A 26,196-nucleotide genomic window follows, 5' to 3' on the forward strand; every position below is an offset into this window, starting at 1 on the left:
CTAAAGGATTACCCCTTAATTGTCAGTCATTGATGAGTTGGTGGCAGGGGTAGGGGTAAAGACAGCAGTCGCGTGAAAAACCACACTTTTTTGCGCAGAAATAGCTACTCACTTCGGGTGATGATTTTTTTTTAGCCAAATTAACGCCCACTTTTCCTTTGATTTATATCAACTTACCGCAGGCTGTAACCCATAAGGTAGCCAGGGTTAATACGAATAATCAGAGGTGTCTATGAGTCACTCTTCAATCCCGGAGAAGACTAACAGCTCAGTCATTACCGACTGGCGTCCTGAAGATCCTGAATTTTGGCAGCAGCGCGGTCATCGCGTCGCCAGCCGCAATCTGTGGATCTCCGTTCCATGTCTTTTACTGGCATTCTGCGTCTGGATGTTATTCAGCGCCGTCGCCGTCAACCTGAATAAAGTGGGCTTTCAGTTCACCACCGACCAGCTATTTATGCTGACCGCACTGCCGGCGCTGTCCGGCGCGCTTTTGCGCGTACCTTATGCGTTTATGGTCCCACTGTTCGGCGGGCGTCGCTGGACTGCATTCAGTACCGGGATCATGATCGTACCCTGCGTATGGTTAGGTTTCGCGGTGCAGGACACCTCTACTCCGTTCAGCATTTTCGTGATTATTTCGCTGCTGTGCGGCTTCGCCGGGGCTAACTTTGCTTCCAGTATGGCGAACATCAGCTTCTTCTTCCCGAAACAGAAACAGGGCGGTGCGCTGGGCATCAACGGCGGCCTCGGCAATATGGGCGTTAGCGTGATGCAGCTGGTTGCTCCTCTGGTGGTATCCCTGTCTATTTTCGCCGTCTTTGGCGGAACCGGTAGCGAACAGCCGGACGGCTCAATGCTGTATCTGGAAAATGCGGCGTGGGTTTGGGTACCGTTCCTGATCATCTTCACCCTGGCGGCGTGGTTCTTTATGAACGACCTGTCGGCATCGAAAGCTTCCCTGAGCGAGCAGTTGCCGGTACTTAAGCGCGCGCATCTGTGGATTATGGCGCTGCTGTATCTTGCCACCTTCGGCTCGTTCATCGGCTTCTCGGCAGGCTTCGCCATGCTGTCGAAGACCCAGTTCCCAGATGTGCAGATTCTGCACTACGCGTTCTTTGGGCCGTTTATTGGTGCGCTGGCGCGCTCTACCGGCGGGGCGATCTCTGACCGTCTGGGCGGGACTCGCGTGACTCTGGTGAACTTCGTGGTGATGGCTATCTTCTGCGGCCTGCTGTTCCTGACGCTGCCGACCCACGGCGAGGGGGGTAACTTTATCGCCTTCTTCGCGGTGTTTATGGTGCTGTTCCTGACTGCCGGTCTGGGTAGTGCTTCAACCTTCCAGATGATCTCGCTGATCTTCCGTAAAATGACCATGGAACGCGTGAAGGCGCAGGGCGGTAGCGAAGCGCAGGCAATGCGCGAAGCGGCCACCGATACGGCGGCGGCGCTGGGCTTTATCTCCGCGATTGGCGCTATCGGCGGGTTCTTTATTCCGAAGGCGTTCGGTATCTCGCTGGATCTGACCGGTTCCCCGGCTGGGGCGATGAAGATCTTCCTGGTGTTCTATATCGCCTGCGTGGTGATTACCTGGGCGGTTTACGGGCGCAAGCAAAAATAATTTTTCTTTCTGGAGAGGGCGCAACAGAGTTGCGCCTTTTTTATAACGAATAAATGCTGCTCGGAAATAACGCTTCCGGCGAGGAATCCCAACTGGTGATAGGCCTCCCACTGGGCCTCATCGAAAAATTGATCGCCCGTTGTTTGCTGTGGAAACGTGTCATTTCGTCCGGCGTAGCTGGCAGTGGCAAGATCCATCCCCGGCAATAAATGCGGTTTAATAATGAGTAATTGTCCGGTTTTTTTCGCAAAGCCATTGATCTCTGGATAATGAACGATCGCCTGGAGTAAGGCCGGAGAAGGTTGTTTTACTTTTAATGCCGATTGCGAGGTATAGTCGCTGTTGATAGGGGTTTTAAACACAATATCAATTGCCATATCGATTTTGGCTTTACGTACCAGGTTCTCAAGATCGTCGAATAAAAAATGAGGGTCGGCACCACAATCCGCGACGACAATTGAATCTAACCTGCGTTTCAGCAATGGGTAAACGGCCGTATTTTCAAAATGACCGCCATCCGTCAAATACCATTTCTCATTGCTCAATCCGGGGAAGCGGGCGAACATTTCGGCAAAAAGATAGGTTAAATGCGTGTGCGGCCATTGCAATCCAGGTGCACTTTTTTTTCGCTTCGCCTGTCGACTGGGAGAGAGGTTTTTTGACCAAAAACCCAGCCGACCACCCACTAAATAGATCATAAATGCCAGGCCTGGCGATGTCTTTGAACCCATGCCCGTTGAGACCGCTGCGCCGGAAATAGCAAGCCACTGTGATAGCGTGGTGTCATTGAGGTTCTCCGGGGACTCAGGAAACTGGGTACCGGTTTCAACGCCAAACGAACTGACCGTCAGAGCGATACCTTTACGGTCAGCATTATAGTTGTCGCTGCGATCGTCGATGGTCTGGTTAATGCAGCTGGTGATTAAATGAATCGGACCGCCGTAGTTGTGCGGCGCGTAATTATTCATTTTCACATCATCGCCCGCCACCGTGGTGGTGATTTTTTCAATTGCATCCATCGCGCCAGGTAACTTGTCATCCAATGGGTTTTGTGGGAAACGCGGTTTGGTCGCTTTATTTTGTTTATGGGGATAGTTTCCTGTTGAGACCCAGGCGCGTTCGATACGCGCCCGATACAGATTATGTAGTGAGCTGAGATTAAGAAACTCAATAAAGCGAGGCTGTTTACCTAACAGCCACAGAATAAGTAATGCCATCAGTGCAGTCATCAAAGGTAAATATTTAAACCCGGCCAGAGGAACGTTCAAAACCGTTGAAATCTCGATCAGAGCAGCGCAGACCGTTGTCAGACAAAAAAGCATCAGTAGATAGCCTGCGATGTTTCCGGCAAGCATCAGATTTAACGAGATTCGCTTATTACCGGCTGAAATTCGCGAGAGGAGCCAGTTGATAAGCTGGGTTTCTTTTAGCAGGCGAACTGCCGCTATGCTTAACGGACTGGAAATCAACATTATGCTGGTATTTGGGCCATGAAAGAGCGAAAACCACAGTAAAAATCCCGCTCGGTTAAGTCCCCATAAGGCGGCGAGGAGGGTGATAATCAGTAGATCCCAGGTGAGAGCCTGAGTTAAGGCCAGGCGAAATGCCGCTAAATCTTTTATCTGCTGAAAGATATGCACCCAGGGAGCCATACAAATAAGCCAGATCAGCAGTGAAAGTCCCCAGGGGACTGGGCTCCAAAAGAGAAAGACCAGGCACAGCAGAATGTTGATGCCCAGCCCAAGGAGAAGCCAGTCCTGGTGTTGACGAAAGTACCAATAGGAAATTGCCAACCAGGCCGCAAGTGCTGCGGGAATCGCCACCAGGAGGGGAAAATGTTTAAGATCTGGAGGAAGCAGAAGTTGTAATTGCAAGGCCAGGCCTGCGCAGATAATGCAGAGTAAGGTGACAAAAAATAGCGAGGCGAAAAATGAGCGGAGAATCTGGCCGAAAGAAAGCGCAATATCTCGTGTTCCCGCAGGAGTGAGATAGCGGCCGTTATTGCGTAGCCATCCCAGCAGCAGTGAATTGTCTTTTTCTAAACCCGCTTCGACAGCAAGTGGACCGATCCCTTTCTGATAGCAACGTCCCAGCATTCCCCCCGTATATCCTCCGCCGGAGACCGTTGAGAGATAGTCAAACTTGTGCAGTAGTTCGTTTTTCGCCAGTGCCCTTAGCAACCCGAGGCTGAACGTCGCACTGCGGATTCCGCCACCGGAAAGCGCCAGACCATAAATCCCGGCGCACGGTTTTAATTCTGGCTCGTCACCATGAGGTGCGGCGGTGTCCGATTGGTTCTCTGGCTGGAGTAATTTGCGGCGGAGATTAATAGCCTTTTGTTCATTAGCGGGTAATGCATTGAATTTCAATCGAGTATTTTCATTGCACATGGGGATACCATCGAGGGGGGTTAGCGAGACGGTATTTGTAGTGTAGCCAGCCGGGAATCAATGGTGAGGATATATTTTAACGCTTGGGTAAAAGCGGATACCACCTAATAACTGGTTAAGAGTTCATGAAGAGGTAAATAAAGAAAATTTATTATAAAAACCAATAAAAACAGATAGATAAAAAATAGATAAATATACCACCTTGGTGGTATTTTTTATTTTCTATATAAAGCGTACGGATACTGTGGTTGATCGTTATCAATTCTCTCCCTCTTTCATAGCGTTACCTTCGCTGCAAATCCAGCAATGTCGATTTATCAGAGAGCCGTCAGGCTCCACACAGGAGAGACCCGATGAGTAAATTCCTGGACCGGTTTCGCTACTTCAAACAGAAGGGCGAGACCTTTGCCGATGGGCACGGCCAGCTTCTTAACACTAACCGGGATTGGGAGGATGGATACCGCCAACGTTGGCAGCACGATAAAGTTGTGCGCTCCACTCACGGTGTAAACTGCACCGGCTCATGCAGCTGGAAGATTTATGTCAAAAATGGCCTCGTCACCTGGGAAACCCAGCAGACCGACTATCCGCGTACACGCCCGGACCTGCCAAACCACGAACCACGCGGCTGCCCGCGCGGGGCGAGCTATTCCTGGTATCTCTATAGCGCCAACCGTCTGAAATATCCGCTGATGCGCAAACGCCTGATGAAAATGTGGCGCGAAGCGAAAAAACTGCACAGCGATCCGGTTGATGCCTGGGCCTCTATTATTGAAGATACCGATAAAGCCAAAAGCTTCAAACAAGCGCGCGGTCGCGGTGGTTTTGTGCGTTCCTCCTGGCAGGAAGTGAATGAGCTGATTGCTGCCTCTAACGTCTATACCGTTAAAACCTACGGCCCTGATCGTGTCGCTGGCTTCTCGCCAATTCCGGCCATGTCGATGGTATCTTACGCCTCCGGCGCACGTTATCTGTCGCTGATCGGCGGCACCTGTCTGAGCTTCTATGACTGGTATTGTGACTTACCTCCTGCGTCGCCGCAGACCTGGGGTGAGCAGACCGATGTTCCGGAATCCGCGGACTGGTACAACTCCAGCTACATCATCGCCTGGGGCTCTAACGTTCCACAAACCCGTACGCCAGATGCGCACTTCTTTACTGAAGTTCGTTATAAAGGCACCAAAACCGTTGCTATCACACCGGACTACGCCGAAATCGCCAAACTGTGCGACCTGTGGTTGGCACCGAAACAGGGTACCGATGCGGCAATGGCGCTGGCAATGGGCCACGTGATGCTGCGTGAATTCCACCTCGACAAACCAAGCCAGTACTTCACCGACTACGTGCGTCGCTACACCGACTTCCCGATGCTGGTCATGCTCGAAGAGCGCGAAGGTTATTATGCTGCGGGCCGTATGCTGCGTGCTGCTGATCTGGTTGACTCTTTGGGTCAGGAAAATAATCCGGAATGGAAAACCGTCGCGGTTAATACCGACGGCGATATGGTGGCACCGAACGGTTCTATCGGCTTCCGTTGGGGCGAAAAAGGTAAATGGAACCTTGAGCAACGCGACGGTAAATCCGGTGATGAAACCGAACTGCAGCTGAGCCTGTTGGGTAGCCAGGATGAGATCGCTCAGGTGGGTTTCCCGTACTTTGGCGGCGAAGGCACCGAGCACTTCACAAGCGTCGAGCTGGAAAATATCCTGCTGCACAAACTGCCGGTGAAACGTCTGCAGCTGGCTGACGGCACCACCGCGCTGGTGACCACCGTTTATGACCTGACCATGGCCAACTACGGTCTGGAACGCGGTCTGAACGATGAAAACTGTGCAACCAGCTACGAAGATATTAAAGCCTACACTCCGGCGTGGGCTGAGAAAATTACCGGCGTTCCGCGTGCGCATATCATTCGCACTGCGCGTGAATTTGCCGACAACGCAGATAAGACGCACGGTCGTTCGATGATTATCGTTGGCGCTGGCCTGAACCACTGGTATCACCTCGATATGAACTATCGTGGCCTGATCAATATGCTGGTGTTCTGCGGTTGTATCGGTCAGAGCGGCGGCGGTTGGGCCCACTATGTTGGCCAGGAAAAACTGCGTCCGCAGACCGGCTGGCAGCCGCTGGCGTTTGCCCTTGACTGGCAGCGTCCGGCGCGCCACATGAACAGTACGTCTTACTTCTACAACCACTCCAGCCAATGGCGTTATGAGTCGGTTACCGCGCAGGAGTTGCTGTCTCCGCTGGCGGATAAATCCCGCTACAGCGGTCACCTGCTGGACTTTAACGTCCGCGCAGAACGTATGGGCTGGCTGCCGTCTGCACCGCAGTTAGGCACCAACCCACTGCGTATTGCTGATGACGCGAAGAAAGCCGGGATGGATCCGGTTGATTACACCGTTAAGGCGCTGAAAGAAGGCTCCATTCGTTTCGCGGCTGAACAGCCGGAAAACGGCAAAAACCACCCGCGTAACCTGTTCATCTGGCGTTCTAACCTGCTGGGCTCTTCCGGTAAAGGCCATGAATACATGCTGAAATATCTGCTGGGTACCGAACACGGTATTCAGGGGATGGATCTCGGCAAGCAGGGCGGTCTGAAGCCAGAAGAAGTGGAATGGCAGGATAACGGTCTCGACGGTAAATTGGATCTGGTGGTGACGCTGGACTTCCGTCTGTCGAGCACCTGTCTGTATTCCGATATCGTGCTGCCAACGGCAACCTGGTATGAAAAAGACGACATGAATACCTCGGATATGCATCCGTTTATTCACCCGCTGTCTGCTGCTGTTGACCCAGCCTGGGAATCGAAAAGCGACTGGGAAATCTACAAAGGCATCGCGAAGAAATTCTCTGAAGTCTGCGTGGGACACCTCGGTCAGGAAACGGACATTGTGACGCTGCCAATCCAGCACGACTCCGCGGCCGAACTCGCACAGCCGTTAGACGTGAAGGACTGGAAAAAAGGCGAATGTGACCTGATCCCAGGTAAAACCGCACCGCACATTATCCCGGTTCAACGTGATTATCCGGCAACCTACGAGCGCTTTACCTCCATCGGGCCATTGATGGAAAAAATCGGTAACGGCGGTAAAGGGATTGCCTGGAACACGCAGAGCGAAATGGATCTGCTGCGTAAGCTCAACTACACCAAAGCAGAAGGCCCGGCGAAAGGCCAGCCGATGCTGGATACCGCGATTGACGCAGCCGAAATGATCCTCACTCTGGCGCCGGAAACCAACGGTCAGGTGGCGGTGAAAGCCTGGGCGGCACTGAGCGAGTTTACCGGTCGCGACCACACGCATCTGGCGCTCAATAAAGAAGACGAGAAAATTCGCTTCCGTGATATTCAGGCGCAGCCGCGCAAGATTATCTCAAGCCCGACCTGGTCAGGTCTGGAAGATGAACACGTCTCCTACAACGCCGGTTATACCAACGTTCATGAGCTGATTCCATGGCGTACGCTGTCTGGTCGTCAGTCCTTGTATCAGGATCACCAGTGGATGCGTGACTTTGGTGAAAGCCTGCTGGTTTACCGTCCGCCGATCGATACCCGTTCGGTGAAAGAGGTGATGGGTAAGAAATCAAACGGCAACCCAGAGAAGGCGCTGAACTTCCTGACGCCGCACCAGAAATGGGGCATTCACTCAACCTACAGCGACAACCTGCTGATGCTGACCTTAGGTCGCGGTGGCCCGGTAGTGTGGATGAGCGAAGAAGACGCCAAAGAGATCGGTATTGAAGATAACGACTGGATCGAAGTCTTCAACAACAACGGTGCACTGACCGCGCGTGCGGTAGTGAGCCAGCGTGTACCGGCCGGGATGACCATGATGTACCACGCGCAGGAACGTATTGTTAACCTGCCGGGTTCAGAAATTACCGGTCAACGCGGCGGTATCCATAACTCGGTGACCCGCATCACGCCAAAACCGACCCATATGATCGGCGGCTATGCGCAGTTGGCCTACAGCTTTAACTACTACGGTACCGTAGGCTCGAACCGTGATGAGTTTGTCGTGGTACGTAAGATGAAGAACATTGACTGGTTGGACGGCGAAGGCAATGACCAGGTACAGGAGAGCGTAAAATGAAAATTCGTTCACAAGTCGGCATGGTGCTGAATCTCGATAAATGCATCGGTTGCCACACCTGCTCGGTCACCTGTAAAAACGTCTGGACCAGTCGTGAAGGGACCGAGTACGCATGGTTCAACAACGTTGAAACCAAACCGGGTACCGGTTTCCCGACCGACTGGGAAGACCAGGAGAAATACAAAGGCGGTTGGATCCGTAAGATCAACGGCAAGCTGGTGCCGCGCATGGGTAACAAAGCGCTGCTGCTGGGTAAAATCTTCGCCAACCCGCATCTGCCGGGTCTGGATGATTATTACGAGCCGTTTGATTTCGACTACCAGACGCTGCACAACGCACCGGCTGATAGCAAAGCCCAGCCGATTGCTCGTCCACGTTCGCTGATTACCGGCAAGCGCATGGACAAAATCACCAAGGGCCCGAACTGGGAAGATGACCTGGGCGGCGAGTTCGAGAAGCTGTCGAAAGACAAAAACTTCGAGAACATGCAGAAGGCGATGTACGGCCAGTTCGAGAACACCTTCATGATGTACCTGCCGCGCCTTTGCGAGCACTGTCTGAATCCGGCGTGCGTTGCAACGTGCCCAAGCGGTGCCATCTACAAGCGTGAAGAAGACGGTATTGTGCTGATCGACCAGGACAAATGTCGTGGCTGGCGTATGTGCATTACCGGTTGTCCGTACAAAAAAATCTACTTCAACTGGAAGAGCGGCAAGTCTGAAAAATGCATCTTCTGCTATCCGCGTATTGAAGCGGGTCAGCCGACCGTGTGTTCCGAGACCTGCGTCGGTCGTATCCGTTATCTCGGCGTGCTGCTGTATGACGCAGATGCGATTGAAACCGCAGCAAGCACCGAGAACGAGAAAGATCTGTATCAGCGTCAGCTGGACGTGTTCCTCGATCCAAACGATCCGAAAGTGATTGAGCAGGCGCAGAAAGATGGTATTCCGCTGAGCGTGATTGACGCCGCACAGAAATCGCCGGTCTACAAAATGGCGATGGACTGGAAGCTGGCACTGCCGCTGCATCCGGAATATCGTACGCTGCCAATGGTCTGGTACGTGCCACCGCTGTCTCCAATTCAGTCCGCAGCCGATGCGGGTGAACTGGGCAGCAACGGTATCCTGCCGGATGTCGAAAGTCTGCGTATCCCGGTTCAGTACCTGGCGAACCTGCTGACCGCGGGTGACACTCAGCCGGTACTGCTGGCGCTGAAACGTATGCTGGCAATGCGTCACTTTAAACGTACGGAAACCGTCGATGGCGTTATCGATACTCGTGCGCTGGAAGAGGTGGGTCTGACCGAAGCGCAGGCACAGGAAATGTATCGCTATCTGGCGATTGCTAACTACGAAGATCGCTTTGTGGTGCCAAGCAGTCACCGCGAACAAGCGCGCGAAGCGTTCCCGGAGAAAAACGGTTGTGGCTTTAGCTTCGGCGATGGCTGCCACGGTTCTGACACCAAGTTTAATCTGTTCAACAGCCGCCGTATTGATTCTGTGGATGTGAGCAGCAAAACGGAGCCGCACGCATGATTGAACTTGTGATTGTGTCACGCCTGCTCGAGTACCCTGATATTGCCTTATGGCAGCATCAGGACGAACTCTTCGACGTTCTGGCTTCATCAGAGAAACTGGATAAAGGGGATGCTCAGATGCTGGGCATGTTCCTGCGCGAGCTAACCGCACAGGATCCGCTGGATGCGCAGGCCGCCTACAGCGAACTGTTTGACCGTGGCCGCGCAACGTCGCTGCTGCTGTTCGAACACGTGCACGGCGAGTCTCGTGACCGTGGTCAGGCGATGGTCGATCTGCTGAACCAGTACGAACAGCATGGTCTGGTCCTCGACAGCCGCGAGCTGCCGGATCATCTGCCGCTGTATCTGGAATATCTGGCGCAGCTGCCGGAGAGCGAAGCGATTGGCGGCTTGCAGGATATCGCGCCGATTCTGGCGCTGCTCTGCGCCCGTCTTCAACAGCGTGAAAGTCGTTATGCGGTGCTGTTTGAGCAGTTGCTGAAGCTGGCCAATAGCGCAGTAGACGAAGCAAAAGTGGCGGAGAAAATTGCGGACGAAGCCCGTGATGACACGCCGCAGGCGCTGGATGCGGTCTGGGAAGAAGAGCAGGTCAAATTCTTTGCTGACCAGGGCTGCGGTGAGTCGGAAATTTCCAATCACCAGCGTCGTTTTGCCGGAGCCGTAGCCCCGCAATATTTGAATATCTCTAACGGAGGACAGCAATAATGCACTTCCTGAATATGTTCTTCTTCGACATCTATCCGTATATCGCGGGTGCTGTCTTCCTGATTGGCAGCTGGTTGCGCTACGACTACGGTCAGTACACCTGGCGCGCGGCATCCAGCCAGATGCTGGATCGTAAGGGGATGAACCTGGCGTCTAACCTGTTCCACATCGGGATTCTGGGTATTTTTGCCGGTCACTTCCTGGGTATGCTGACACCACACTGGATGTATGAAGCGTGGCTGCCGCTGGACGTGAAACAGAAGATGGCGATGTTTGCCGGTGGCGCATCGGGTGTGATGTGTCTGGTAGGCGGAGTGTTGCTGCTCAAACGCCGTCTGTTCAGCCCACGCGTGCGTGCGACAACCACCGGTGCAGATATTCTGGTGCTGTCGATTCTGGTTATCCAGTGTGCTTTGGGTCTGTTGACCATTCCGTTCTCCGCCCAGCATATGGACGGTAGCGAGATGATGAAACTGGTGAACTGGGCGCAGTCCGTGGTGACCTTCCACGGCGGCGCTTCTCAATACCTGGACGGCGTGGCGTTTATTTTCCGTATGCACCTGGTGCTGGGGATGACGCTGTTCCTGCTGTTCCCGTTCTCGCGACTGGTTCACATCTGGAGCGTGCCGGTTGAGTATCTGACCCGCAAGTATCAGATTGTTCGTGCGCGTCACTGATATCATTTTGTGTGATGCTAAACCCTGCTTCGGCGGGGTTTTTTGTTTGTGCGGCCTGTTCCCCGGCGGCGCTGCGCTTGGCCGGGCTACAAGAACATCAACGCATTTGTAGCCGGCCAAGCGCAGCGCCGCCGGGATATATATGGCAGAGAGGCAAGATAGCGCTAGAGGAATAACAGAAATAACTGAGAGAGATTTGAATTTTTAATCGAAGGAGATACTACCGAGAGAAGATGGTGGTGGGGGAAGGATTCGAACCTTCGAAGTCGATGACGGCAGATTTACAGTCTGCTCCCTTTGGCCGCTCGGGAACCCCACCAGGGGTAATTCATATTGTAGAGGTAACGCTTTGAGATGGTGGTGGGGGAAGGATTCGAACCTTCGAAGTCGATGACGGCAGATTTACAGTCTGCTCCCTTTGGCCGCTCGGGAACCCCACCACGGGGTAATGCATAATACTGGCCTGCTTCCTTCTCGGGAAGCGGGGCGCATCATATCAAATGACGCGCCGCTGTAAAGTATTCCTTTGATAAAAACAAACTGGTTGCCTGATTTTTACGCGTAAAGTCGCAAAGCTAACCAGCTAATTTCATTATCGATTAAAGAATAATCGTCCGATTGCCGTAAACGAATACCCGCTGCGCCAGAACCTGATATAAAGCACGGCTCAACACATTCTTCTCGACGTCACGACCCGCACGCATCATATCTTCTGCGGTATAGGTGTGATCCACGTGAATCACGTCCTGCATAATGATTGGACCTTCATCGAGATTATCGTTCACGTAGTGCGCGGTCGCGCCAATAATCTTCACGCCGCGATCGTATGCCTGATGGTAAGGACGTGCGCCAATAAAGGCTGGCAGGAACGAGTGGTGGATATTAATGATTTTATTTGGAAAGCGAGAGACGAATTCCGGGGTCAGCACGCGCATATATTTTGCCAGTACGACGTAATCTGGCTCAAGAGCGGCAATGGCATCGCCCATTTGCTTATCGTGCTCTTCGCGGGTTAAACCTTCATGGCTTACCAACTGGAAGGGAATATCAAATCGTTCAACCAAAGTGCGCAGCGTTTCATGGTTGCCGATAACGGCGGCAATTTCTACGTCCAGCCCGCCATAGTTGGCTTTCATCAGCAGATCGCCGAGGCAGTGCGCCTCTTTGGTCACCAGAATCACGACACGGCGACGGCCTGCTGGATTCAGCTCACGAATCGAGCCTTCTGGCAGAGCGCTGTCGAGGTCTGCCAGCAGAATGGAATCATTGAAAATGCCTTCAAGTTCGGTACGCATAAAGAAACGACCGGTCCGATGATCAACGAATTCGTTGTTTTGCACGATGTTCAGTTCGTGCTTGTAGCAGATATTAGTGATACGCGCGATGAGGCCTTTCTGATCAGGGCAAATAGTGCGTAGTACTTTACGTTGTAGTGAATGCATCGCGGGGAAAATCCTGTAGTGTTTGCTATTTCTGCTGCTGGCTTATTGGCCGCAACATTTTTTAAATTTTTTACCTGAACCGCAAGGGCAGGGGTCATTTCGACCAATGAGCGGTCGTGTGCCGTCAATATAGTACCACTGTCCGTTTTCTTTTAAGAATCTGGATCGTTCAATAATAGCCCCGGAGCGGTTATCGTCAGTAAAACGAGCGATAAAGCTGACGAAGCCTTCATCAGGACTGCGGCCAGTATCGGTGGCAAAGAGGGTTAAACCTTGCCATTGGGTTCGGGTAAATCCGTTCTCCAGGTCTGCGCGAAACTGTTGCGCCTGACAGGAGGGGTGCCATGTTTTGATCAGATAGTCGGCATCTTTCATGACAAATGCGCTGTAGCGGGATCGCATCAGCTGTGACGGATCCGGCGCAAGCTGTGTGCCAGCCAGATAACGCTGACAACATGAGCTATACTCCAGAGCGCTGCCACAGGGGCATAATTGCGACAAAACGGCCTCCATGGAAAAGAGAAAAACAGCGTTGTTACGCTAAAGTGCTTATGTTAACTGAGCGGTGGCGATGATGCCATGCCCGGAGTGGAAGGATATGTTTCGGTAATAATGAGAAAGCTTAAAGTTGGTCTGGCATTAGGGGCAGGAGCCGCACGAGGGTGGTCGCACATTGGTGTGATCAACGCATTACAGCGTGCAGGTATAGACGTTGATGTCATCGCGGGATGTTCTATTGGGTCGCTGGTAGGCGCAGCCTACGCTTGCAACCGACTTCCTGCACTGGAGAAATGGGTATGCTCCTTTAGTAATTGGGACGTTCTGAAGTTAATGGATCTCTCCTGGCAACGCGGCGGATTGCTGCGCGGCGAGCGTGTGTTCAGTCAATATCGGCAGCTAATGCCCACCACTGAAATTGAATGCTGCGAACGTCGATTTGCGGCCGTCACCACCAATTTAAGCACTGGTCGTGAATTGTGGTTTACTGAGGGGGATCTGCATCTTGCGGTACGCGCCTCTTGCAGTATGCCCGGCCTGATGTCGCCAGTGATGCATAATGGTTACTGGCTGGTGGATGGTGCGGTTGTCAATCCCGTGCCGGTGTCCCTGGCTCGCGCAATGGGCGCAGATATTGTGATTGCCGTTGATTTGCAGCACGACGCGCATCTGATGCAGCAAGATTTGTTATCCATGGAGGCGCGACGCCCGGAAGAGGAGGAAGACTTCTCCTGGCATTCTCGTATACGCTCTCGGTTGACGCGCATGACTTCGCGCCGGGCGACGGTGACGCCAACGGCTATGGAGATCATGTCCACTTCTATTCAGGTGCTGGAAAATCGCCTTAAGCGAAATCGCATGGCGGGCGATCCGCCGGATATTCTGATACAACCCTTTTGCCCGCAAATCTCCACTCTTGATTTTCATCGAGCCGGTGAAGCTATAGCAGCTGGTCATCTGGCGGTTGAAAAGAAAATGGATGAACTATTACCTTTGGTGCGTACCCCCGCGTAGCGCATTTAACACCGACTTAAGTAAATTCTGACAGGCGATAGCGTGAATAGCATGCCACTATTACATTATCGTCAGCCAGAGGAGAGATCATGACGCAGCCATTGGCGGGTAAACAGATTCTGATAGTTGAAGACGAACCCGTTTTCCGCTCTCTTTTGCACACCTGGTTAACTTCGCTTGGTGCGACTATCGTACAGGCGGAGGATGGGGTGGATGCGCTTCAAAAAATGGCCGATTCAAAACCTGATCTGATGATTTGTGATATTTCGATGCCGCGTATGAATGGCCTGCAGCTAGTTGAACATCTGCGCAATCAGGGTGAACAGCTGCCGATTCTGATGATATCAGCCACGGAAAATATGGCGGATATTGCTAAAGCGCTGCGCCTTGGCGTACAGGATATCCTGCTAAAACCAGTAAGAGATTTTGAGCGCCTGAAGGAAACGGTCTATGCCTGCCTCTATCCCAACATGTTCAATTCACGAGTGGAGGAGGAAGAGCGGTTATTTGAGGACTGGGATGCGCTAGTCAGTGACCCGAAAGCGGCATCGAGGCTGCTGCAGGAGCTTCAGCCTCCTGTTCAACAGGAGATGTCTCATTGCCGTATTCACTATCGCCAACTTATGTCGGCTGATAAACCTGGACTTGTTCTCGATATTGCACCGTTATCAGAAAACGATCTGGCGTTTTATTGCCTGGATGTCACACGTGCGGGGGATAATGGGGTTCTTGCAGCCTTATTGCTGCGTGCACTGTTTAATGGACTGCTGCAAGAGCAGTTAGCTCATCAGGGGCAGCGCTTGCCGGAGATGGGAAGTCTGCTAAAACAGGTTAATCAATTGCTCCGTCAGGCAAATTTGCCAGGGCAATTCCCATTATTAGTAGGGTATTACCACAGCGGATTGAAAAATTTGATTTTAGTTTCTGCTGGTTTGAATGGCACGCTGAATACAGGCGAGCACCAAATTCAGATTAGTAACGGGGTTCCGTTAGGAACGTTAGGTAATGCATATCTCAACCAAATAAGTCAACGCTGTACATCATGGCAGTGCCAAATTTGGGGGGCAGGTGGACGTTTACGCCTTATGTTGTCTGCGGAATGAGCAATTGTGTTTATTTTAACTCTGCCGGGGTTACCGCACGATCTTTTGCGGTGGTACTATCGCCGGGTTTAATGCGTAAAAATCCTAATTCGGGGATATCCAATCCTTTTCAGACCAGGTTTAGCTGAGCAGGCTGATATACTCGACGATATTTATTAACGAAAAGTTTAAAAAACGAACAGTCCAGGAGATTTCAATGGCTGCGCTTAATTCAAAAGTAAGAAAAGCTGTAATCCCGGTTGCGGGATTAGGTACCCGGATGTTGCCTGCAACTAAGGCTATTCCTAAAGAAATGCTGCCGTTGGTAGACAAGCCTTTAATTCAATATGTTGTTAACGAATGTATCGCTGCCGGGATTACTGAAATTGTTCTGGTCACGCACTCCTCCAAAAACTCTATCGAAAACCATTTTGATACCAGTTTTGAACTGGAAGCGATGCTGGAAAAACGTGTAAAACGCCAGCTGTTGGAAGAAGTTCAATCTATTTGTCCGCCGCACGTTACCATTATGCAGGTCCGTCAGGGGCTGGCTAAAGGTCTGGGTCATGCTGTGCTGTGTGCCCATCCTGTTGTTGGCGATGAGCCAGTCGCGGTTATTTTGCCAGACGTTATTCTGGATGAATTTGAATCCGATCTGTCCTGCGATAACCTGGCGGAAATGATTGCTCGTTTTGATGAGACTGGGGCCAGTCAAATCATGGTTGAACCCGTTGCAGACGTGACTGCATACGGCGTTGTTGACTGCAAAGGCCAGCCTCTGCAGCCGGGCGAGAGCGTTCCGATGGTTGGTGTAGTCGAAAAGCCAAAAGCGGACGTTGCGCCGTCCAATCTGGCCGTTGTTGGTCGTTACGTGCTGAGCGCGGATATTTGGCCGCTGCTGGCAAAAACGCCTCCAGGAGCCGGTGATGAAATTCAGCTGACTGATGCCATTGATATGCTGATCGAAAAAGAAACGGTCGAAGCCTATCATATGAAAGGCGTGAGTCATGACTGCGGTAATAAACTGGGTTATATGCAAGCTTTTGTTGAATATGGCGTTCGCCACAAGTCACTGGGCGCAGAATTTAAAACCTGGCTGGAAAAAGCAGTCGCGAAGTAATCGTTATCTGTAGTACTACAAGAAGCCGGGGAGCGATTTCGTTTCCCGGTTTTTTTATGCCCGTACGGCGTATGTTGGATTAAGAGATAAAAAAAATCCCGCCGGAGCGGGATTTTTAAACGGATACGAGAGCTTATTACAGCAGGAAATCGTCCAGAGATTTACCCTGCTCATCCATCGCTTTCTTGATCACTGCCGGAGTACGACCCTGACCAGTCCAGGTTTTAGTTTCGCCGTTTTCGTCAACGTAGCTATATTTAGCCGGACGTGCTGCGCGTTTGGCTTTAGTACCCGCTTTAACAGCTGCCATGGTGCTCAGCAGTTCATTCGGATCAATACCATCAGCAATCAGCATTTCACGGTATTGCTGCAGTTTACGGGTGCGTTCTTCAATTTCCGCAGCAGCAGCGCTTTCTTCTTCGCGACGTTCGTTAACGACGACTTCTAATTTTTCCAGCATTTCTTCGAGCGTTTCAAGTGTGCATTCTCTTGCCTGCGCACGAAGAGTACGGATGTTGTTCAAAATTTTAAGTGCTTCGCTCATTGTAGTAATCTCAAACTTATATTGTGGGGTGGTTTGTTGGACTAATAATAGAGCGATAAAATCAGATGTGCAATAGGGGAGAATGTAAGGAAGTCAAAATAAGTTGTTATTTGTCTCGAGAATTAATTAATTTAAGTTAATTTTTCCGGGTGAGTTCACATCTTTACTGCTTATAGCAAAGCTGCATCCATAAGCTAAAACCCTGAGATAGTATGCTTTTTCTGATTCTCAGCGAGTAAAGTTATACTTCGCATGGATAAATATCATCTTCGGTATTAGCTCAGTGGTTGCGGTGATGTTTAATATAAAACACTTGTCCAGGTCCGTTATAGCCTCCCTGCAGGAACACGGATAAGCACAAAAGGACAATGGCACCGTAAGTCGTCGTGTCCCTGATCGTACGAATAGCAGACACGTCCTTCTATTAAAATGCTTAATCTTTTAGGTATCCGCAGGCTTAACATTGATCGCAATACCCGCCCTGAAGGGGCAGATAGAAGGAGAATATATGATACAATTTGGCTGCGATAAAACACATTGATTGGGGTCACGCAGCCGATGGCACAACTTTATTTCTACTATTCTGCAATGAATGCAGGTAAGTCTACCGCTCTGTTACAGTCTTCCTACAATTACCAGGAGCGAGGGATGCGTACCGTGGTTTATACGGCGGAGATAGACGATCGCTTTGGTTCCGGGAAGGTGAGTTCAAGAATTGGTCTCTCATCGCCAGCACGATTGTATAATACTCAAACTTCATTATTTTCTGACATTGCAGGTGAACATGCGCGTCAGCCTATTCACTGCGTATTAGTAGATGAAAGCCAGTTCTTGACCCGTGAGCAGGTACATGAGTTGTCAGAAGTCGTCGACGAACTTGATATTCCCGTGTTGTGCTATGGCTTGCGTACGGATTTTCGTGGCGAATTGTTTATTGGCAGTCAATATTTGCTGGCATGGTCCGATAAATTGGTTGAATTAAAAACCATCTGCTTTTGTGGCCGCAAGGCAAGTATGGTTCTGCGATTGGATCAAGAAGGGCGGCCATACAATGAAGGTGAACAGGTGGTGATCGGCGGTAATGAGCGCTATGTTTCCGTTTGCCGCAAGCATTACAAAGAGGCGTTAAGTGAAGGTTCTTTAACCTTTGTGCAGAACAAACAGCACCCTTACTAAACCCCACCGCTAATCCTTCTCAGGCGCTCTCTCGGCGCCTTTTTTATGTCAGCGCTACTCATCCTTCGACTAATCACTCCTGTTGCCTGAGGCGATTTGTGCGCTGCTGAGTGACAGATACAAAAAAGCCCCATCCAGGGATGGGGCTGATGATTGCTTTCTAAACTGCTGTCAGATTAAGAAGATTTCTTCGCTTTTTTCTCAGCTTTAGCTGGTGCGGCTTCTTTCTTCTCTGCAGTTTCGCCTTCGACGTAATTACGACCGTAGAAAGTATCCAGCAGAATCTGTTTCAGCTCAGCGATCAGCGGGTAACGCGGGTTAGCGCCGGTGCACTGGTCATCGAATGCATCTTCAGACAGCTTATCTACGTGGGCCAGGAAGTCAGCTTCCTGCACACCAGCTTCACGGATAGACTTAGGAATACCCAGGTCAGCTTTAATTTCATCCAACCAGCCAAGCAGTTTTTCGATTTTCGCTGCGGTACGGTCACCCGGTGCGCTCAGGCCCAGATGGTCCGCGATTTCAGCGTAACGACGACGAGCCTGCGGGCGGTCGTACTGGCTAAATGCAGTCTGTTTAGTCGGATTGTCGTTCGCGTTATAACGAATAACGTTGCTGATCAGCAGGGCGTTCGCCAGACCGTGAGGAATGTGGAACTGTGAACCCAGTTTGTGCGCCATGGAGTGACATACACCCAGGAAGGCGTTAGCAAACGCAATACCGGCGATAGTTGCTGCACTGTGTACACGCTCACGTGCTACCGGGTTCTTAGAACCTTCATGGTAGGACGCTGGCAAGTTTTCTTTCAGCAGTTTCAACGCTTGCAGAGCCTGACCGTCGGAGAACTCAGAAGCCAGTACGGAAACATAAGCTTCCAGGGCGTGAGTTACCGCATCCAGACCACCGAATGCACACAGTGATTTCGGCATATCCATAACCAAGTTGGCATCGACAATTGCCATGTCTGGAGTCAGCGCGTAGTCTGCCAGCGGATATTTCTGACCTGTTGCATCGTCGGTAACAACCGCAAACGGAGTGACTTCAGAACCGGTACCGGAAGTGGTGGTGATCGCCACCATTTTGGCTTTGACGCCCATTTTCGGGAACTTGTAGATACGTTTACGGATGTCCATAAAGCGCAGCGCCAGTTCTTCGAAGTGAGTTTCTGGATGCTCGTACATAACCCACATGATTTTTGCTGCGTCCATCGGGGAACCGCCGCCCAGCGCGATGATCACGTCTGGCTTGAACGAGTTCGCCAGCTCTGCACCTTTACGAACGATGGTCAGAGTCGGGTCAGCTTCAACTTCGAAGAACACGTCAGTTTCAACGCCAGCAGCTTTCAGTACAGAAGTGATCTGGTCTGCATAGCCGTTGTTGAACAGGAAGCGGTCGGTCACGATCAGCGCGCGTTTGTGACCATCAGTAATCACTTCATCCAGCGCGATTGGCAATGAGCCACGACGGAAGTAGATAGATTTCGGAAGTTTGTGCCACAACATGTTTTCAGCTCGCTTAGCAACGGTTTTCTTGTTGATCAGGTGCTTAGGACCAACGTTTTCAGAGATGGAGTTACCACCCCATGAACCACAACCCAGAGTCAGGGAAGGTGCGAGTTTAAAGTTGTACAGGTCGCCGATACCACCCTGAGAAGCCGGAGTGTTGATCAGGATACGCGCGGTTTTCATCATCTGGCCGAAGAAAGCAACACGTTCTGGCTGGTTGTCCTGGTCGGTGTACAGGCAAGAGGTATGACCGATACCGCCCATTGCCACCAGTTTTTCAGCTTTAACAACAGCGTCTTCGAAATTCTTCGCACGGTACATTGCCAGGGTCGGAGACAATTTTTCGTGTGCAAACGGCTCGCTTTCATCAACATCGGTAACTTCACCAATCAGAATCTTGGTGGCAACCGGTACGGTGAAACCAGCCAGTTCAGCGATTTTATACGCCGGCTGACCAACGATAGCGGCGTTCAGCGCGCCATTTTTCAGGATAATGTCCTGAACAGCTTTCAGCTCTTTGCCCTGCAGCAGGTAGCCGCCGTGGCTGGCGAAACGTTCACGAACTGCATCGTATGCGGAATCAACAACAACAACGGACTGCTCGGAAGCACAAATTACGCCGTTGTCGAAGGTTTTAGACATCAGTACAGAAGCGACAGCACGCTTAACATCAGCGGTTTCGTCGATAACAACAGGGGTGTTACCTGCGCCAACGCCGATTGCCGGTTTGCCGGAGCTGTATGCCGCTTTAACCATGCCCGGACCGCCGGTCGCGAGAATCAGGTTAATGTCAGGGTGATGCATCAGTGCGTTGGACAGTTCAACGGAAGGTTGATCAATCCAACCAATCAGGTCTTTCGGCGCACCGGCAGCGATTGCGGCCTGCAGAACGATATCAGCCGCTTTGTTAGTGGCTTCTTTAGCACGCGGATGCGGAGAAAAAATGATGGCGTTACGGGTCTTCAGGCTAATCAGCGATTTAAAGATAGCGGTTGAAGTCGGGTTAGTTGTCGGGACGATGCCGCAGATAATGCCGATAGGTTCAGCGATAGTGATAGTACCGAAGGTGTCGTCTTCAGACAGCACACCGCAGGTTTTTTCATCTTTGTATGCGTTATAGATGTATTCAGAAGCGAAGTGGTTTTTAATCACTTTGTCTTCGACGATACCCATGCCGGATTCGGCGACGGCCATCTTAGCGAGAGGGATTCGAGCGTCTGCGGCGGCCAGTGCGGCGGCGCGGAAGATTTTATCGACTTGTTCTTGAGTGAAACTGGCATATTCACGCTGGGCCTTTTTTACGCGCTCTACAAGTGCGTTAAGCTCTGCGATATTAGTAACAGCCATAATGCTCTCCTGATAATGTTAAACTTTTTTAGTAAATCAGTAGCTCGATTCGACAGTATAGACAGGCTGTTAACAGCTTGCATCTAAATGTTAATGTAAAGAATTTTTCGCTTCTGACTTCATTGATTAACTAAAAAAGCTCTGGTTTTTTCTTTCAGGTACCGCTGTTTTCCCTCCCTGTTGTGTGTAAACAAGGTTACTCACTTCTGAGTACAAATTATGTGATCTACATCAATAATCGACGAAGCTGATACCTTTCAGCTGTTCGTTTTTTGACCTTTCAGGGCATGTGTAATGATTCGGTATGCTAATTGAATGAATAAATAGCATTATGGAAACAAATAAATAACATCCGAGCTTTATTATGACCTTATGCATAATTGAGATGAATTATGCTATTAAACAGCGTATCTTTTCGCGGATATTTTATGCTGGCAACTGTCAACAGCCATTTTTAATGATGCTGCGGAGCGCACTGTGATTCAACCGTTGTTTGATTTTTCAGCTTATTTCAAATTTTTCATCGGGCTATTCGCGCTGGTAAACCCGGTGGGCATCATCCCTGTCTTTATTAGCATGACCAGTTATCAGACGGCGGCGATACGTAACAAGACCAATCTGACGGCTAACCTTTCTGTCGCCATTATCCTGCTGACCTCATTGTTTCTGGGGGATGGTATTCTGCAGGTCTTTGGTATTTCCATCGATTCTTTCCGTATTGCTGGTGGGATTCTGGTTGTCACTATTGCGATGTCGATGATTAGCGGCAAGCTCGGTGAGGATAAGCAGAACAAACAAGAGAAGTCAGAAACGGCGATCCGCGAGAGTATCGGTGTGGTACCGCTGGCATTGCCTCTGATGGCCGGACCGGGGGCTATCAGTTCAACGATCGTCTGGGGTACGCGTTATCATAGCGTTGCGCATTTCTTGGGCTTTTCGGTCGCAATTGCGCTTTTCGCTTTATGCTGCTGGGGGATTTTCCGTATGGCCCCCTGGCTGGTTCGCCTGTTGGGGCAAACGGGAATTAACGTGATTACCCGTATTATGGGGCTGCTACTTATGGCCCTCGGGATCGAGTTTATTGTCACCGGGATAAAAGCACTCTTCCCTGGGCTAGTGAATTAATCTGCGCTTCTGCACGCGGGGCAAAACCCCGCGGTTGCTTAATTATTAGCAAAGCATATCAAAAAACGTTATATGAACACGTAAAATAACTTTTTTTAATATAATCACATTTTTGTTTTTTATCAGTCTGTTACGAACTTATCCTGCCATTCCCCTCGCTATCCACTCACATTAGTTACTGTTATTTTCGTCACATCATTGTCTGGTGCTTGCCGTCAGATAATTGAAATGATATTAGTAAATTCACCGATGAGGCAGATGAATGTGCTAAATAATAAACAATTGTTAATTTTTCGTACAAAAAAGCACCTTCTCAGTATTGCTCGGTATGTAAAACAGTAATTTTTTCGTATGCACATGATAGATAATGGTTTTATAACTTTTTCTTTACAGGGGGAATTTTATGCTCTGCCTTCCGGGAGATCATAAAAGAGAATCCGGTAACATATTTGCAAATTGCATTGGCGGACGAGAAGGCCTTTTGGTACTTTCCGGCGTGATCTTTAGCAGAATATAAACTTAAATGAGAATTTTTATTAACTAACTCATTGCGATTTAAAACCGCCTCCGGACAGGGAGGGGAAGAATCGACGTCAAGACTGCCGTTTGAGCGGTCGTAATAAAATAAGTCGGTGATAGCAAGCAGTACAATCTGACAGCAGCATAAACTCCTGCACTGTACAGAATCCTAAAAGAGAAAAGCAGGCTGGTTATATAGCCAGTAATTATAATGAGTGGAGTAACAAACACATGACCATCATCACGAAAAAAAGCCTGGTAGCCGCAGGCGTATTATCTGCGCTAATTACCGTTAACGCAGCCATAGCGGCAGATGTACCCGCAGGAGTACAGCTGGCGGATAAACAAACGCTAGTGCGCAACAATGGATCCGAAGTCCAGTCTCTTGATCCGCACAAAATTGAAGGTGTGCCGGAATCTAATATCAGCCGGGACTTATTTGAGGGACTGCTGGTAAGCGACCTTGACGGTCATCCGGTTGCTGGTGCTGCGGAAAAATGGGACAACAAAGATTTTAAAGTCTGGACCTTCCATCTGCGAAAAGATGCAAAGTGGTCTGACGGCACGCCGGTTACGGCACAAGATTTCGTTTATAGCTGGCAGCGCCTGGCTGACCCGAAAACAGCATCTCCTTATGCAAGCTACCTACAATATGGTCATGTGGCCAACGTTGACGAAATTATCGGCGGCAAAAAACCAGCGACCGATCTGGGCGTAAAAGCGCTGGATGATCATACTTTCGAAGTTACACTCAGCGAACCCGTACCCTACTTTTATAAACTTCTCGTTCACCCATCCGTCTCTCCAGTACCTAAAGCCGCGATTGAGAAGTTTGGTGAGAAATGGACCCAACCTGCCAATATCGTTAGCAACGGCGCATATAAATTAAAAGATTGGGTAGTCAACGAGCGTATTGTGCTGGAGCGTAATACCAATTATTGGGATAACGCCAAAACCGTGATTAATCAGGTCACCTATCTGCCGATCTCTTCTGAAGTTACAGACGTAAACCGCTACCGTAGCGGTGAAATCGACATGACCTATAACAACATGCCGATCGAACTGTTCCAGAAGCTGAAAAAAGAGATCCCGCAAGAAGTTCACGTCGATCCGTATCTGTGCACCTATTACTACGAAATCAATAATCAGAAAGCACCGTTTACCGATGTTCGTGTACGAACCGCACTGAAAATGGCTTTGGATCGCGACATTATTGTCAATAAAGTAAAAAATCAGGGCGATCTGCCAGCCTATAGCTACACCCCACCATATACCGATGGTATGAAACTGGTTGAACCTGAGTGGTTCAAGTGGTCGCAGGAAAAACGTAATGAAGAAGCGAAAAAATTACTCGCCGAAGCAGGTTATACCGCTGATAAACCGCTGACCTTTAACCTGCTCTATAACACTTCCGATCTGCATAAAAAACTGGCTATTGCCGTCGCGTCTATCTGGAAGAAAAATCTGGGCGCGAACGTGAAGCTGGAGAATCAGGAGTGGAAAACATTCCTCGATAATCGCCATCAGGGCACCTTTGATATTGCGCGCGCCGGCTGGTGTGCGGACTATAACGAACCGACATCCTTCCTGAACACCATGCTGAGCGACAGCTCAAACAACACCTCGCATTATAAGAGTCCGGCTTTTGACAAGATTATTGCTGAAACGCTGAAAACCAGTGATGAAGCGAAACGTGCAGACCTCTATGCACAATCTGAGCAGCAGCTGGACAAAGACTCCGTCATCGTCCCGGTCTTCTATTATGTCAACGCCCGCCTGGTTAAACCTTGGGTCGGCGGCTACACAGGTAAAGACCCGTTAGATAATATCTACGTTAAGAACCTTTATATTATCAAACATTAATGGCAAATCGTGGGGCAGGCAGCGCTTGCCCCACCGTGTCTGAATTCATCGCACTCGATAGGCACAGGCCAGAAGGTACGGGCAATGTTAAAATTTATCTTTCGTCGCTGTCTGGAAGCGATTCCGACGCTATTTATTCTAATTACAATCTCCTTCTTTATGATGCGTCTTGCGCCGGGTAGTCCTTTTACCGGTGAACGTACGCTGCCACCGGAAGTCATGGCGAATATTGAAGCAAAATATCATTTAAACGACCCCATCATGACCCAGTATTTCAATTACCTGAAGCAACTGGCGCATGGTGATTTCGGTCCTTCCTTTAAATATAAAGATTATTCGGTAAACGATCTGGTGGCTTCCAGCTTCCCGGTGTCTGCCAAATTAGGTTTTGCCGCATTTTTCCTGGCGGTAATTCTTGGCGTCACTGCCGGAGTTATTGCGGCGCTAAAACAGAATACGAAATGGGACTTCGCTGTGATGGGGGTGGCAATGACCGGGGTCGTGATACCCAGTTTCGTAGTCGCGCCCTTACTGGTGATGATATTTGCTATTACTCTGCATTGGCTGCCGGGTGGTGGTTGGAACGGCGGGGCGCTGCAATACATGATTTTGCCTATGGTCGCACTGTCGCTGGCCTATATCGCCAGTATTGCGCGTATCACTCGCGGCTCGATGATTGAAGTCCTGCACTCTAATTTCATCCGTACCGCGCGGGCAAAAGGCTTACCGATGCGCCGCATCATTCTACGTCACGCCCTAAAACCCGCACTGTTACCAGTACTTTCCTATATGGGACCTGCCTTCGTCGGCATTATTACTGGCTCGATGGTTATCGAAACCATTTATGGTCTGCCGGGTATTGGCCAACTGTTCGTCAACGGCGCGCTGAACCGCGATTATTCGCTAGTGCTCAGCCTGACCATTCTGGTTGGCGCATTGACCATTCTGTTTAACGCGGTTGTTGACGTGCTGTATGCCGTTATCGATCCGAAGATTCGTTATTAACGCTGGGGTTCGCCATGATGTTAAGTAAGAGAAACAACGAGGCGCTGGAAAACTTCAGTGAAAAGCTGGAAGTCGAAGGGCGCAGCCTCTGGCAGGACGCCCGCCGCCGCTTTATGCATAACCGTGCTGCTGTTGCCAGCTTGATCGTGTTGGTAATTATCGCGCTGTTTGTCACCATCGCCCCGATGGTGTCGCAGTTCTCCTACTACGATACCGATTGGGGCATGATGTCCAGCGCGCCTGATATGGAGTCTGCTCACTACTTCGGTACCGACTCGTCTGGCCGCGACCTGTTGGTGCGTGTGGCGATCGGCGGGCGTATTTCATTAATGGTCGGCGTCGCTGCGGCGCTGGTGGCGGTGATTCTTGGCACGCTTTACGGCTCGCTTTCCGGTTATTTGGGCGGCAAAGTGGACTCGGTGATGATGCGTCTGCTGGAAATCCTCAACTCTTTCCCGTTTATGTTCTTCGTCATTCTGCTGGTGACCTTCTTTGGCCAGAATATTTTGCTCATTTTCGTCGCCATTGGGATGGTCTCCTGGCTGGATATGGCGCGTATCGTTCGCGGCCAGACCCTGAGCCTGAAGCGCAAAGAGTTTATTGAAGCTGCGCAGGTCGGTGGAGTCTCAACAGGTAACATTGTTATCCGCCATATTGTGCCGAACGTGCTTGGCGTGGTGGTGGTGTATGCCTCGTTGCTGGTCCCGAGCATGATCCTGTTCGAATCCTTCCTGAGCTTCCTTGGTCTGGGTACCCAGGAGCCGCTAAGCAGCTGGGGCGCGTTGCTCAGCGATGGCGCGAACTCGATGGAAGTATCGCCATGGCTGCTGCTGTTCCCTGCCGGTTTCCTGGTGGTAACGCTATTTTGTTTTAACTTTATCGGCGATGGCTTGCGTGATGCCCTCGACCCGAAAGACCGCTAAGGAGCG

18 protein-coding genes and 2 tRNA genes are annotated in these 26,196 nt (G+C 50.5%); 13 read left to right on the forward strand and 7 right to left on the reverse strand.

The window, feature by feature from the left end; translation table 11 throughout:
* The first annotated feature begins 232 nt into the window (after nt 1-232).
* On the forward strand, nt 233-1,621 hold the full coding sequence (locus ACMYSL_RS11840; RefSeq protein ID WP_434662997.1) for a NarK family nitrate/nitrite MFS transporter: 1,389 nt from the start codon (nt 233-235) through the stop codon (nt 1,619-1,621).
* Here the strand turns inward: ACMYSL_RS11840 and ACMYSL_RS11845 are convergent.
* Complete coding sequence (locus tag ACMYSL_RS11845; RefSeq protein ID WP_434662999.1) at nt 1,600-4,011, reverse strand: patatin-like phospholipase family protein; 2,412 nt, start codon at nt 4,009-4,011, stop codon at nt 1,600-1,602. The genes ACMYSL_RS11840 and ACMYSL_RS11845 overlap by 22 nt on opposite strands.
* A gap of 353 nt (nt 4,012-4,364) precedes the next feature.
* On the opposite strand from ACMYSL_RS11845, the gene ACMYSL_RS11850 reads away from it, so the two are divergent.
* The 4 genes from ACMYSL_RS11850 to narI are packed head-to-tail and all read left to right on the forward strand — an operon-like array spanning nt 4,365 to nt 11,027.
* Nucleotides 4,365-8,108: a nitrate reductase subunit alpha gene (locus ACMYSL_RS11850; RefSeq protein WP_434663002.1), complete on the forward strand. Its 3,744-nt coding sequence runs from the start codon at nt 4,365-4,367 to the stop codon at nt 8,106-8,108.
* Nucleotides 8,105-9,643 (forward strand): nitrate reductase subunit beta, encoded by a 1,539-nt coding sequence (narH, locus tag ACMYSL_RS11855; protein WP_112213388.1) that lies wholly within the window; start codon nt 8,105-8,107, stop codon nt 9,641-9,643. The genes ACMYSL_RS11850 and narH overlap by 4 nt, the downstream gene beginning before the upstream one ends.
* A complete protein-coding gene (narJ, locus tag ACMYSL_RS11860) occupies nt 9,640-10,350 on the forward strand; it encodes a nitrate reductase molybdenum cofactor assembly chaperone (RefSeq protein ID WP_304259786.1) in 711 nt (236 codons plus the stop codon). Before narH ends, narJ begins: the two co-directional genes overlap by 4 nt.
* The gene (gene narI, locus ACMYSL_RS11865; RefSeq protein WP_182239430.1) at nt 10,350-11,027 is read left to right on the forward strand and encodes a respiratory nitrate reductase subunit gamma; all 678 of its coding nucleotides are present in this window, start codon (nt 10,350-10,352) and stop codon (nt 11,025-11,027) included. Before narJ ends, narI begins: the two co-directional genes overlap by 1 nt.
* Nucleotides 11,028-11,261: 234 nt before the next feature.
* Here the strand turns inward: narI and ACMYSL_RS11870 are convergent.
* The 4 genes from ACMYSL_RS11870 to ACMYSL_RS11885 all read right to left on the reverse strand — a co-directional run bounded on the left by ACMYSL_RS11870 (nt 11,262) and on the right by ACMYSL_RS11885 (nt 12,970).
* A tRNA-Tyr gene (locus ACMYSL_RS11870) sits at nt 11,262-11,346 on the reverse strand.
* A 36-nt stretch (nt 11,347-11,382) separates the two neighbouring features.
* Nucleotides 11,383-11,467 (reverse strand) — tRNA-Tyr (locus ACMYSL_RS11875).
* 159 nt (nt 11,468-11,626) lie between these two features.
* Nucleotides 11,627-12,469 carry a formyltetrahydrofolate deformylase gene (gene purU, locus ACMYSL_RS11880; protein WP_110275575.1) on the reverse strand — a complete coding sequence of 281 codons (843 nt, stop codon included), beginning with the start codon at nt 12,467-12,469 and terminating at the stop codon, nt 11,627-11,629.
* A 42-nt stretch (nt 12,470-12,511) separates the two neighbouring features.
* On the reverse strand, nt 12,512-12,970 hold the full coding sequence (locus ACMYSL_RS11885) for a YchJ family protein (protein WP_112213391.1): 459 nt from the start codon (nt 12,968-12,970) through the stop codon (nt 12,512-12,514).
* Nucleotides 12,971-13,081: 111 nt separating this feature from the next.
* On the opposite strand from ACMYSL_RS11885, the gene rssA reads away from it, so the two are divergent.
* The 3 genes from rssA to galU all read left to right on the forward strand — a co-directional run bounded on the left by rssA (nt 13,082) and on the right by galU (nt 16,183).
* Complete coding sequence (rssA, locus tag ACMYSL_RS11890; RefSeq protein WP_181485876.1) at nt 13,082-13,981, forward strand: patatin-like phospholipase RssA; 900 nt, start codon at nt 13,082-13,084, stop codon at nt 13,979-13,981.
* An 89-nt stretch (nt 13,982-14,070) separates the two neighbouring features.
* Nucleotides 14,071-15,084 (forward strand): two-component system response regulator RssB, encoded by a 1,014-nt coding sequence (rssB, locus tag ACMYSL_RS11895; protein ID WP_182239426.1) that lies wholly within the window; start codon nt 14,071-14,073, stop codon nt 15,082-15,084.
* Between the two features lie 196 nt (nt 15,085-15,280).
* On the forward strand, nt 15,281-16,183 hold the full coding sequence (gene galU / locus ACMYSL_RS11900; RefSeq protein ID WP_112213394.1) for a UTP--glucose-1-phosphate uridylyltransferase GalU: 903 nt from the start codon (nt 15,281-15,283) through the stop codon (nt 16,181-16,183).
* A 136-nt stretch (nt 16,184-16,319) separates the two neighbouring features.
* On the opposite strand, the gene hns is transcribed toward galU, so the two are convergent.
* Complete coding sequence (gene hns / locus ACMYSL_RS11905; RefSeq protein ID WP_041146073.1) at nt 16,320-16,727, reverse strand: histone-like nucleoid-structuring protein H-NS; 408 nt, start codon at nt 16,725-16,727, stop codon at nt 16,320-16,322.
* Between the two features lie 558 nt (nt 16,728-17,285).
* Between hns and tdk the strand changes: the two genes are divergently transcribed.
* Entirely contained in the window at nt 17,286-17,903 is a 618-nt protein-coding gene (gene tdk, locus ACMYSL_RS11910; protein ID WP_110275756.1) for a thymidine kinase, read from the forward strand.
* Between the two features lie 176 nt (nt 17,904-18,079).
* Here the strand turns inward: tdk and adhE are convergent, their stop codons facing one another.
* Nucleotides 18,080-20,755, reverse strand: a complete 2,676-nt coding sequence (adhE, locus tag ACMYSL_RS11915; RefSeq protein WP_304259781.1) for a bifunctional acetaldehyde-CoA/alcohol dehydrogenase — start codon at nt 20,753-20,755, stop codon at nt 18,080-18,082.
* A 477-nt stretch (nt 20,756-21,232) separates the two neighbouring features.
* Here adhE and ACMYSL_RS11920 point away from each other — a divergent pair, with 477 nt between their 5' ends.
* The 4 genes from ACMYSL_RS11920 to oppC all read left to right on the forward strand — a co-directional run bounded on the left by ACMYSL_RS11920 (nt 21,233) and on the right by oppC (nt 26,190).
* Complete coding sequence (locus ACMYSL_RS11920) at nt 21,233-21,880, forward strand: YchE family NAAT transporter (protein WP_110275581.1); 648 nt, start codon at nt 21,233-21,235, stop codon at nt 21,878-21,880.
* Nucleotides 21,881-22,630: 750 nt separating this feature from the next.
* On the forward strand, nt 22,631-24,262 hold the full coding sequence (oppA, locus tag ACMYSL_RS11925) for an oligopeptide ABC transporter substrate-binding protein OppA (RefSeq protein WP_182239422.1): 1,632 nt from the start codon (nt 22,631-22,633) through the stop codon (nt 24,260-24,262).
* 84 nt (nt 24,263-24,346) lie between these two features.
* Nucleotides 24,347-25,267 (forward strand): oligopeptide ABC transporter permease OppB, encoded by a 921-nt coding sequence (gene oppB, locus ACMYSL_RS11930; RefSeq protein ID WP_110275583.1) that lies wholly within the window; start codon nt 24,347-24,349, stop codon nt 25,265-25,267.
* 14 nt (nt 25,268-25,281) lie between these two features.
* On the forward strand, nt 25,282-26,190 hold the full coding sequence (oppC, locus tag ACMYSL_RS11935) for an oligopeptide ABC transporter permease OppC (RefSeq protein WP_434663011.1): 909 nt from the start codon (nt 25,282-25,284) through the stop codon (nt 26,188-26,190).
* Nucleotides 26,191-26,196 lie beyond the last annotated feature (6 nt).

The sequence above is a fragment of the Klebsiella sp. MISC125 genome (genome assembly GCF_051131775.1).
Classification (GTDB): domain Bacteria; phylum Pseudomonadota; class Gammaproteobacteria; order Enterobacterales; family Enterobacteriaceae; genus Klebsiella.

What these genes read in the sequence shown, in the direction of transcription:
- tdk (WP_110275756.1), top strand. Translation starts at nt 17,286, where the DNA reads ATGGCACAACTTTATTTCTACTATTCTGCAATGAATGCAGGTAAGTCT.
- oppB (WP_110275583.1), top strand. Translation starts at nt 24,347, where the DNA reads ATGTTAAAATTTATCTTTCGTCGCTGTCTGGAAGCGATTCCGACGCTA.
- narJ (WP_304259786.1), top strand. Translation starts at nt 9,640, where the DNA reads ATGATTGAACTTGTGATTGTGTCACGCCTGCTCGAGTACCCTGATATT.
- narI (WP_182239430.1), top strand. Translation starts at nt 10,350, where the DNA reads ATGCACTTCCTGAATATGTTCTTCTTCGACATCTATCCGTATATCGCG.
- hns (WP_041146073.1), bottom strand. Translation starts at nt 16,727, where the DNA reads ATGAGCGAAGCACTTAAAATTTTGAACAACATCCGTACTCTTCGTGCG.
- galU (WP_112213394.1), top strand. Translation starts at nt 15,281, where the DNA reads ATGGCTGCGCTTAATTCAAAAGTAAGAAAAGCTGTAATCCCGGTTGCG.
- adhE (WP_304259781.1), bottom strand. Translation starts at nt 20,755, where the DNA reads ATGGCTGTTACTAATATCGCAGAGCTTAACGCACTTGTAGAGCGCGTA.
- oppA (WP_182239422.1), top strand. Translation starts at nt 22,631, where the DNA reads ATGACCATCATCACGAAAAAAAGCCTGGTAGCCGCAGGCGTATTATCT.
- narH (WP_112213388.1), top strand. Translation starts at nt 8,105, where the DNA reads ATGAAAATTCGTTCACAAGTCGGCATGGTGCTGAATCTCGATAAATGC.
- ACMYSL_RS11840 (WP_434662997.1), top strand. Translation starts at nt 233, where the DNA reads ATGAGTCACTCTTCAATCCCGGAGAAGACTAACAGCTCAGTCATTACC.
- rssB (WP_182239426.1), top strand. Translation starts at nt 14,071, where the DNA reads ATGACGCAGCCATTGGCGGGTAAACAGATTCTGATAGTTGAAGACGAA.
- ACMYSL_RS11850 (WP_434663002.1), top strand. Translation starts at nt 4,365, where the DNA reads ATGAGTAAATTCCTGGACCGGTTTCGCTACTTCAAACAGAAGGGCGAG.
- purU (WP_110275575.1), bottom strand. Translation starts at nt 12,469, where the DNA reads ATGCATTCACTACAACGTAAAGTACTACGCACTATTTGCCCTGATCAG.
- rssA (WP_181485876.1), top strand. Translation starts at nt 13,082, where the DNA reads ATGAGAAAGCTTAAAGTTGGTCTGGCATTAGGGGCAGGAGCCGCACGA.
- ACMYSL_RS11845 (WP_434662999.1), bottom strand. Translation starts at nt 4,011, where the DNA reads ATGTGCAATGAAAATACTCGATTGAAATTCAATGCATTACCCGCTAAT.
- oppC (WP_434663011.1), top strand. Translation starts at nt 25,282, where the DNA reads ATGATGTTAAGTAAGAGAAACAACGAGGCGCTGGAAAACTTCAGTGAA.